Source organism: Streptomyces sp. YS-3 (assembly GCF_045257485.1).
Classification (GTDB): Bacteria; Actinomycetota; Actinomycetes; order Streptomycetales; family Streptomycetaceae; genus Streptomyces.
Genome location: NZ_JBJHPC010000278.1, coordinates 1 through 9,267, shown reverse-complemented (window position 1 = coordinate 9,267; position 9,267 = coordinate 1). Strand labels below are relative to the sequence as shown.

Annotated in this window: 9 protein-coding genes; 1 reads left to right on the top strand and 8 read right to left on the bottom strand. The window is 72.4% G+C overall.

Features of this window, described 5'->3' with window-relative positions:
- Positions 1 to 403 precede the first annotated feature (403 nt).
- Positions 404 to 1,105 carry an SIMPL domain-containing protein gene (locus ACJA3G_RS21790; protein ID WP_406554699.1) on the top strand — a complete coding sequence of 234 codons (702 nt, stop codon included), beginning with the start codon at positions 404 to 406 and terminating at the stop codon, positions 1,103 to 1,105.
- 3 nt (positions 1,106 to 1,108) lie between these two features.
- Here ACJA3G_RS21790 and ACJA3G_RS21785 read toward each other — a convergent pair whose 3' ends face one another.
- The 8 genes from ACJA3G_RS21785 to gatC all read right to left on the bottom strand — a co-directional run bounded on the left by ACJA3G_RS21785 (position 1,109) and on the right by gatC (position 9,045).
- Positions 1,109 to 1,702, bottom strand: a complete 594-nt coding sequence (locus tag ACJA3G_RS21785; RefSeq protein WP_406554698.1) for a hypothetical protein — start codon at positions 1,700 to 1,702, stop codon at positions 1,109 to 1,111.
- Between the two features lie 82 nt (positions 1,703 to 1,784).
- Entirely contained in the window at positions 1,785 to 2,342 is a 558-nt protein-coding gene (locus ACJA3G_RS21780; RefSeq protein WP_406554697.1) for a GNAT family N-acetyltransferase, read from the bottom strand.
- Positions 2,343 to 2,381: 39 nt separating this feature from the next.
- Positions 2,382 to 4,595, bottom strand: a complete 2,214-nt coding sequence (locus ACJA3G_RS21775) for an MMPL family transporter (RefSeq protein WP_406554696.1) — start codon at positions 4,593 to 4,595, stop codon at positions 2,382 to 2,384.
- Positions 4,596 to 4,816: 221 nt separating this feature from the next.
- The gene (locus ACJA3G_RS21770; protein ID WP_406554695.1) at positions 4,817 to 5,329 is read right to left on the bottom strand and encodes a hypothetical protein; all 513 of its coding nucleotides are present in this window, start codon (positions 5,327 to 5,329) and stop codon (positions 4,817 to 4,819) included.
- 158 nt (positions 5,330 to 5,487) lie between these two features.
- Positions 5,488 to 6,996 carry an Asp-tRNA(Asn)/Glu-tRNA(Gln) amidotransferase subunit GatB gene (gene gatB, locus ACJA3G_RS21765; protein ID WP_406554694.1) on the bottom strand — a complete coding sequence of 503 codons (1,509 nt, stop codon included), beginning with the start codon at positions 6,994 to 6,996 and terminating at the stop codon, positions 5,488 to 5,490.
- Between the two features lie 17 nt (positions 6,997 to 7,013).
- Complete coding sequence (locus tag ACJA3G_RS21760) at positions 7,014 to 7,253, bottom strand: hypothetical protein (protein ID WP_350232817.1); 240 nt, start codon at positions 7,251 to 7,253, stop codon at positions 7,014 to 7,016.
- Positions 7,250 to 8,743, bottom strand: coding sequence for an Asp-tRNA(Asn)/Glu-tRNA(Gln) amidotransferase subunit GatA (gene gatA, locus ACJA3G_RS21755; RefSeq protein WP_406554693.1), 1,494 nt, complete (start codon positions 8,741 to 8,743; stop codon positions 7,250 to 7,252). Before gatA ends, ACJA3G_RS21760 begins: the two co-directional genes overlap by 4 nt.
- Before the next feature lie 5 nt (positions 8,744 to 8,748).
- Positions 8,749 to 9,045: an Asp-tRNA(Asn)/Glu-tRNA(Gln) amidotransferase subunit GatC gene (gatC, locus tag ACJA3G_RS21750; protein WP_073772988.1), complete on the bottom strand. Its 297-nt coding sequence runs from the start codon at positions 9,043 to 9,045 to the stop codon at positions 8,749 to 8,751.
- Between the last annotated feature and the right edge of the window lie 222 nt (positions 9,046 to 9,267).

Genomic DNA, 9,267 nt, shown 5'->3' with positions numbered 1-9,267 from the left:
ACCCGGCCCTGCCCTTCGTGCTCCGCGTGCCGCCGGTCGCGGCGGGCCAGACGGGCCTGGCGGACCAGCCGTTGGGCGGCGGCCTCGCGGAGCAGCTCGGCCTCGTTCACCTTGTGCATCTGGTACTCGAACATCTTCGGCTCCCTGGTGCCCCTCGGAGGGGCTCTGGTTGGTGGTCCATCGCTTCTTGCGATGCCCCAACTCTCGTCTCCCAGGGGGTTCCGGGACATCGGGAGAGTGACGCATCCCGGCGGGGCCGGGGCCTTAGATCCGCGGCGGCCCGCCGGGCCCGGCGGGCGGGCCTAAGGCAGCGGGCTTAGGGGCGCGGTGGACGCCTTACGGATGTCCCGGGAGGCGCGCCGGTGGAAGAGTGGGCCGCACCCAGCGACCCCAGGGAGCAGAGATGACCCAGCCGTCCCCGCACGTGCCCTACGGCACCCCCGAAACGCCCCGGATCGCGGTCCGGGGCGAGGCCGTACTCGAAGTCGACCCGGAGATCGCCGGGCTCTCGGTGACGGTGACCGCGCGCGGCACCGACCGGCGCACCGCCCTGGAGGACCTCACCCGCCGCAACGCGGCCGTCCTCGACCTCGTGAAGTCGTACGGGGAGGCGGTCGAGCAGGTGGAGACGGGTTCGTTCTCGGTCGGCCCCGAGCTGGGCAGGCACGGCCGGGGCGAGCGCGTGCGCGCGTACCGCGGGCAGGTGCGGGTGGCGGTGGAGCTCGGCGACTTCACGGCGCTCGGCGAACTCGCCGCGCGGCTGGCCGACCTGGAGCTGACGCAGGTCGTCGGCCCCTGGTGGGCCCTGCGCCCGGCCTCTGAGGCGTACGGCAGGGCCCGCCGCCGGGCCGTCGAGGACGCGGTGGAACGCGCCCGCGAGTACGCGGCGGCGCTCGGCGGCGAGCTGGTGGCGCTGCTGGAACTGGCCGACGAGGACGCCGAGCAGGCTCAGCCGTACGCGATGGCGGCCCCCGGGAGGATGCGCGCGGCCGGCTACGGCGGCGGCGCCCCGGAGAACGTCCCCGAGCTCGATCTGGCGCCTCAGCGCCAGACCGTGACCGCCACCGTGCTGGCCCGCTTCACGATGGCGCCCCCGGCGCTCTGAGGCTCAGGAGCCGGTCGAGGGCAGCGTGGCGAACAGGTCGAAGTACATGCCGACGGAGAGCAGCAGACCGATCGCGCCGAGGACGAGACCGCCGAGCGCGACCGCCCGTACCCAGACCGGCTGCGGCTGGGCCTCGGGGGCGCCGAACGCCGGGCGGGCCAGGACGAAGGCGCCGACCAGCAGGGCGATCAGCGCGAAGCCGCCGTTGACGGCGGCGGTGGTGTGCCAGGAGTCGCCGTAGATCTCGTGGATCTGCGCGGAGGCCGAACCGCCCTGGGCGGTCTTGATCTGGCCGAGCAGGGTCTCGCGTTCGGAGAGGACCTTGCCCGTCCAGGTGCCGGTCAGCGAGGCGAGGCCGAGCGCCGCGGAGACGACGGCGGCGGCGCCGGCCCCGATGCCCGTACGCGGGGGCGTGACGGGCGGCGCCTCGTCGCCGGGCTCGTCGCCGTCCTCGTCCTCGGCCCCGGACGCCTCGACGGGGGTGTCGACGGAGGTGTCGGCAGTGGTCTCGGCGGGGGTGGTCGCGGGCTGTGCGGCGGCCGTCGCCTCGGCGTCGGCCTCGTTGTCGGTGCTGGTGGTGGAGGGGGTGGCAGTCATGCCGGCGACGGTAGGCGGCCTTTCTGAGAGGCGCCTTAACACCGCGCCGGGGCCGCCCGGACATGACCCGGACACCCGCGCCTCAGGTCGCGGCGCGCGCCCGCCACTCGGGAGCCAGGAGCGACCACACCTCGGTGTCCTGGCGCTCGCCCCGGTAGGGGTAGTTCTCCCGCAGCACCCCGTCCCGTGTCATCCCGAGCCGCTTGGCCACATTGAGGCTGGCGGTGTTGCCGGAGGCGGCGAGCCACTCCACCCGGTGGATCCCGCGCTCGTGGACGGCCCAGTCGATCAGCAGCCGGACCGCACGGGTGACCAGGCCGCGCCCGACCGCCGACTCCTCCAGCCAGCAGCCGGCCTCGGCGGTGCCGAGCCGGGCGTCGAAGGTACGGAAGAGGACGCCGCCGACCAGCGTCCCGTCCGACCAGATGCCGTAGAGCCGCCCGGTGTCGGCCGCGGCCTTGTCGGCGTACGACTGGAGGAAGGCGCGCGCCGCGTCGAGGTCCTTGCACACCTCGGCGAGCATGATGAACCGGCCGATGAAGTCACGCCCCCGGTCGATGTGGGCGAGGTACTCCTCGGCGTGGTACGGCTCCAGGGGCCGCAGCTCGGCGCCGTCGTCCCCCAGCGATATCGCGAACATCCCGCTCCTTCACGTCTGTCGTGTCGTCACCGCGCGCGCCTACGGCCGGCCGACGAGTTCGTCGGCCCGCTCGGGCGCGTGCCGCGTCGGAATCGTCGCACGGCGGCACTCGGGCGGTTCGATGCTGATCCGGGGAAGCCGCCGCTCCAGCCAGCCGGGCAGCCACCAGTTGGCGCCGCCGAGCAGATGCATCAGGGCCGGCACCAGCAGGGTGCGCAGGACGAACGCGTCGAGGGCGACGGCCGCCGCGAGGGCGATGCCGAACATGGCGATCACCCGGTCACCGCTGAGCACGAAGGCCAGGAAGACCGAAATCATGATCACGGCGGCCGAGTTGATCACCCGGCTGGTCTCGGCGAGGCCGACCCGGACCGCGCGCCGGTTGTCGCCGGTCTCCAGCCACTCCTCGTACATCCGGCTGACCAGGAAGACCTGGTAGTCCATGGAGAGCCCGAAGAGCACCGAGACCATGATCACGGGCAGGAAGGGCTCGATCGGACCGGACCGGCCCAGGCCCAGGAGCTCGCTGCCCCACCCCCACTGGAAGACGGCGACGACGATCCCGAACGCGGAGGCCACCGCCATCACGTTCATCGCGGCGGCCTTGAGGGGTATGCCCAGGGAGCGGAAGGCGAGGAGCAGCAGGACGCAGCCGAGGGCGATCACCACGCCGACGAAGAGCGGCAGCTTCCCGACGATCACCCCCGCGAAGTCGTCGTAGCTCGCGGTCACCCCGCCCACCCGGACGTCGAGCGAGGTGCCCTGCTCGGCGGCCGGCAGCACCGTGTCGCGCAGCCGGTCGACGAGGGCGCTGGTGTCCTCGGACTGCGGCGCCGAGTCGGGCACCACGGTGAGCACGGCCGTGTCACCGCCCGCGTTGTACGTCACCGGGCTCACCGAGGCGACGCCCCGAGCTGCCCGCAGCACGGCGGGCAGCTCGTCCATGGCGAGCCGGTCGTCGGCGCCGTCGAGCTTCGCGGCGAGGGTGAGCGGTCCGTTGACGCCGGGGCCGAATCCGTCGGCGAGCAGGTCGTAGGCGGTGCGGGTGGTCGACTTCGCGGGGTTGTTGCCCTGGTCGGAGGTGCCCAGATGGAGCGAGAGGGTGGGCAGCGCGAGCAGCAGCATCACCGCGGCGGCGACCGCGCCGAGCAGCTTGGGGCGGCGCTCGACGAACGCGGACCAGCGGGCCGCGAAGCCGGTGGGCAGCTCCGGCCGGGGCCCGTGCTCGGCGAGCCGGCGGCGTTCGCGGCGGCTGAGCGCCCGCGTCCCGATGAGGGAGAGCAGCGCGGGCAGCAGTGTCACGGACGCGGCGACGGTGAGCACGACGGTCAGCGAGGCGGCGACGGCCACCCCGTTGAGGAAGCCGAGGCGCAGGGTGAGCATGCCGAGCAGGGCGATGCAGACGGTCGCCCCCGCGAAGACCACGGCCCGGCCGGTGGTCGCCACGGCCCGGGTCGCGGCCTCGTCGACGGCGAGCCCCCGGCGCAGGCCGCGGCGGTGCCGGGTGACGATGAACAGGGCGTAGTCGATGCCGACGCCGAGCCCGATGAGCAGGCCGAGCATGGGTGCGAAGTCGGCGACGGCCATGGCGTGGCCGAGCAGCCCGATGCCCGCGTAGGCGGTCCCGACGGAGACCGCGGCGGTCACGAGGGGCAGGACGCTGGCGGCGAGCGAGCCGAAGGCGAGGAAGAGCACGACGGCCGCGACGGCCACGCCGACGAGTTCGCTCAGGTGGGCGGAGCCGGACTCGGTGAGGGCGGCGGCGCTGCCGCCGACCGCGACGCGCAGGCCTTCGGCGGAGGCGGCCCGGGCGGTGTCGACGACGGCCTGGGCCTGGGACCTGGGAAGCGCTTCGGCGGTGTGGTCGAAGGTCACCAGGGCATACGCGGTGTGCCCGTCGGCGCTGATCCGCGCGCCGCCGTCGCGGCCGTACGGGCCGGTGACGGAGGCCACCCCGGGAAGCTCGGCGACCGCGCGGAGGGCCTGGGACATGCGCTGCTGTACGTCGGGGGCGCGCACCGAGCCGGTGGCGGTGTGCCAGACGACGGTGTCGGTGTCGCCGCCACGGCCGCCGTGGAACCCGGCGTCGAGCAGGGCGGTGGCGCGGCCGGACTCGGTGCCGGGGACCTCGTAGTCGTTGGAGTACGCGGTGCCGGCGACGGCCGTGGCGGCGGTGGCGCCGCCGAGGGCCAGGAGCCAGAGCAGGACGGTGAGTAGGCGGTGCCTGACACACCACCGTGCTATGGCTGCCACCGTGTGTGCTCCCTGGATGGTTCGTGGATCTGTGCCCGGGAAGCCGGTACGACTGCCACTGCGCGGTGTCACTCTGGCAGCGAATAGTGATCGTTTGCCCGTTTCGTGGGCTTTGTCACAGGGATATGAGGGATTACGCAGGGGGCGGCGCGGACAGAGGCGGTGGCGCCTCGCGCCTCACCGGGCGCCCGCGTGCGCGCCGTTCGCGCCCCGCCCGTGTCTCACTTGCGGCGGGTGCAGGTGACGAGCAGGTCCTCGGCCCCCTCGCCCCGGAAGGCGAGGGTCAGGACGCCCTTGCTGTACCCCGCCTCGACGGCGGTGCCGATGCTCGACCAGCCGCCGGAGAGGGTGAGGAGCTCGGAGAACGACCGGGAGACCTTCTCCGGCATGCTCGTCAGCGTGAACGCCTCCTGGTCCTCGGACTCCGCGTCACCCGCGGGCGCGTCGGTGCTCACCGAGAGGACGGCGCCGTCCAGCATCCACTGACCGGACATTCCACCCCATTGAGTGACAGACCAGTGTCCATCGGGATTGACCGTCAGGACGCCCTGGTGGCTCCGGTTCGAGCGGTAGGCCCACTCGCCCTTCACGAACGCCTTCAGCGCCTGTCTGCGGGGCCCCTCCGCCGCTCCCGCGCCGGTGCAGGCCGCCACCGCGCTGGCCGCCGTCCCCAGCGCCAGATAACGCAGCGCCGTACGCCGCCCCAGCACTCTTACCGCTTCTCGCCCGTCCACGCTCGGCACCCTATAGACGTTCCGGGGCCGAGGTCACCCGGCGGGAAGGTTTGGTTCCGCGCCGCGCCGGAACATGCCTCGGCCCCCGTATCACCTCGATACGGGGGCCGAGCCGGTCACGTCCCAAGGACGCGGGAGAACGCGCGGGGGCTCGGGGGTCAGCCCTCGACGCCCAGCTTCTCCAGGATGAGTTCCTTGACGCGGGCCGCGTCCGCCTGGCCGCGCGTGGTCTTCATGACCGCGCCGACCAGTGCGCCGACGGCCTGCACCTTGCCGCCGCGGATCTTGTCCGCGATGGCCGCGTTGCCCGCGATGGCCTCGTCCACGGCCGCGCCGAGCGCGCCCTCGTCCGAGACGACCTTCAGACCGCGCTTCTCGACGACCGCGTCCGGGTCGCCCTCGCCCGCGAGGACGCCCTCGATGACCTGGCGCGCCAGCTTGTCGTTGAGGTCGCCGGAGGCCACCAGCGCCGCCACCCGGGCCACCTGCGCCGGGGTCACGGGCAGCTCGTCCAGGGCGACGCCCTGCTCGTTGGCGTTACGGGCCAGCTCGCCCATCCACCACTTGCGGGCCGCCGCGGCGTCCGCGCCCGCCTCGATCGTGGCGACGATCGGGTCGACCGCGCCCGCGTTGAGGATGGACTGCATGTCGTGCTCGGTGACGCCCCACTCCTCGCGCAGCCGGTTGCGGCGCACACGCGGCAGCTCGGGCAGCCCCTTGCGCAGCTCCTCGACCCACTCACGGGCCGGGGCGACGGGCACCAGGTCCGGCTCCGGGAAGTACCGGTAGTCCTCGGCGTTGTCCTTGATGCGGCCCGAGGTGGTGGAGCCGTCGTCCTCGTGGAAGTGACGGGTCTCCTGCACGATGGTGCCGCCGGAGGACAGCACCGCGGCGTGGCGCTGGATCTCGAAGCGGGCCGCGCGCTCGACCGAACGCAGCGAGTTGACGTTCTTCGTCTCGCTGCGGGTGCCGAACGTCGTCGTCCCGTTCGGGCGCAGCGACAGGTTCACGTCGCAGCGCATCTGGCCCTTGTCCATCCGGGCCTCGGAGACGCCGAGCGCCCTGATGAGCTCGCGCAGCTCGGCGACGTACGCCTTGGCGACCTCGGGGGCCCGCTCGCCCGCTCCCTCGATCGGCTTGGTGACGATCTCGATGAGCGGGATGCCGGCCCGGTTGTAGTCGAGCAGCGAGTGCGAGGCGCCGTGGATGCGGCCGGTGGCGCCGCCGACGTGGGTCGACTTGCCGGTGTCCTCCTCCATGTGGGCGCGCTCGATCTCCACACGGAAGATCTCGCCGTCCTCCAGCTGGACGTCCAGATAGCCGTTGAAGGCGATCGGCTCGTCGTACTGCGAGGTCTGGAAGTTCTTCGGCATGTCCGGATAGAAGTAGTTCTTCCGGGCGAAACGGCACCACTCGGCGATCTCGCAGTTGAGCGCGAGGCCGATCTTGACGGCCGACTCGACGCCGATCGCGTTGACGACCGGGAGCGAGCCGGGCAGGCCGAGGCAGGTGGGGCAGGTCTGCGAGTTGGGCTCGGCGCCCAGCTCGGTAGAACAGCCGCAGAACATCTTGGTCTTCGTACCGAGCTCGACATGGACCTCCAGGCCCATGACGGGGTCGTACGACGCGAGGGCGTCCTCGTACGAGACCAGATCAGTGACGGTCACGGTGAAAAACTTCCCTCTCAGCCCAGCAGGACGTCGTCGTCACCGATGCGCTTGAGTTCGCGCAGCAGGATGGCGACGCCGGTGGCGATGGCGGCGGCGGAGACGACGGCGTCGAGCAGCTTCAGCGTGTCGTTCTCGGTGCGGGCCTTCTTGGCCTGCTTGACGACGCTGATCGCGCCGAAGGCGGTGGTGCCGATGGACAGGTAGGTGCCGGCCTTGGACTTCTTGAATCCCTTGGCCTTGGTCAGTGCACTCACAGCGACGGAGCCTCCTCGAGCAGCGGGTGGCCCCACTTTTCCACGAAGGCGGCCTCGACGGCGGCACCCACCTTGTACAGGCGGTCGTCCTTCAGGGCGGGGGCGATGATCTGCAGCCCGACCGGCAGGCCGTCCTCCGGCGCGAGGCCGCAGGGCAGCGACATGGCGGCGTTGCCCGCCATGTTGGTCGGGATGGTGCACAGGTCGGCCAGGTACATCGCCATCGGGTCGTCGGCACGTTCGCCGATCGGGAAGGCGGTGGTGGGCGTGGTCGGCGAGACGATCACGTCGACCTGCTCGAAGGCCTTCTCGAAGTCGCGCGTGATGAGCGTGCGGACCTTCTGGGCGCTGCCGTAGTACGCGTCGTAGTAGCCGGAGCTCAGCGCGTACGTACCGAGGATGACGCGGCGCTTGACCTCGTCGCCGAAGCCCGCCTCGCGGGTGAGCGCGGTGACGTCCTCGGCCGACCTCGTGCCGTCGTCGCCGACCCGCAGGCCGTAGCGCATGGCGTCGAAGCGGGCGAGGTTGGAGGAGCACTCGCTCGGGGCGATGAGGTAGTACGCGGAGAGCGCCAGGTCGAAGGAGGGGCAGTCCAGTTCGACGATCTCGGCGCCGAGCGACTTGAGCAGCTCGACCGACTCGTTGAAGCGCTGGACGACACCGGCCTGGTAGCCCTCGCCGGAGAACTGCTTGACGACGCCGACGCGCATCCCGGCCACCGAGCCGTTGCGGGCGGCCTCGACGACCGGCGGGACCGGCGCGTCGATGGAGGTCGAGTCGAGCGGGTCGTGCCCGGCGATGACCTCGTGCAGCAGCGCCGCGTCCAGGACCGTACGGGCGCAGGGGCCGCCCTGGTCGAGGGAGGACGAGAAGGCGACCATGCCGTAGCGGGAGACCGCGCCGTAGGTCGGCTTGACGCCGACGGTGCCGGTGACGGCGGCGGGCTGGCGGATCGAGCCGCCGGTGTCCGTGCCGATGGCGAGCGGGGCCTCGTAGGAGGCGAGGGCGGCGGAGGAGCCGCCGCCGGAGCCGCCCGGGATACGGGTGAGGTCCCACGGGTTGCCGGTCGGGCCGTACGCGCTGTTCTCGGTCGACGACCCCATGGCGAACTCGTCCATGTTGGTCTTGCCGAGGATGACGACGTCGGCGGCCTTGAGGCGCTTGGTGAGCGTCGCGTCGTACGGCGGGATCCAGCCTTCGAGGATCTTGGAGCCGACCGTGGTCGGGATGCCCTCGGTGGTGAAGATGTCCTTCAGGGCGAGGGGCACACCGGCCAGCGGGCCGAGCTTCTCGCCCCGGGCGCGCTTGTCGTCGACGGCGCGGGCCTGCGCGAGCGCGCCCTCGCGGTCGACGTGCAGGAAGGCGTGCACCTTCTCGTCGACGGCCTCGATCCGGGCCAGGTGGGCCTCGGTGACCTCGACGGCGGTGAGTTCGCCGGCCGCGATCTTCGCGGCGATCTCGGCCGCGGTGAGCTTGATGATGTCCGTCATGGTGATTAGTCCTCCCCCAGGATCTGCGGCACCTTGAAACGCTGCTGCTCCTGGGCCGGGGCGCCGGAGAGCGCCTGCGCGGGGGTGAGCGACGGACGGACCTCGTCCGCGCGCATGACATTGGTCAGCGGCAGCGGGTGGGAGGTCGGGGGCACGTCTTGGTCGGCGACCTCGGAGACGCGGGCGACCGCGCCGATGATGTCGTCGAGCTGTCCGGCGAAGTGGTCCAGCTCTTCGCTCTTCAGCTCCAGACGCGCCAGCCGGGCGAGGTGGGCGACCTCCTCGCGCGTAATGCCAGGCATGCAGCGATCCTCAGGGGTGAGTGTGGGTGGTGTGGGGCCGGGGCTGGTGGYCCCGTGCCCGCCGTCCGCCCGGAGGGGGCGGGTCGCGCGGCGTCCGGTGCGTGCGATCGCAGGGCGCCGGAGCGTCCTCGTGACAGGGCCACGTGGACGATTCGGCGACGCGGCGAGCGTACGTGCCGGGCGCCGCGCGACAGACGGGCACGGGGCCACCGGCCCCAATCC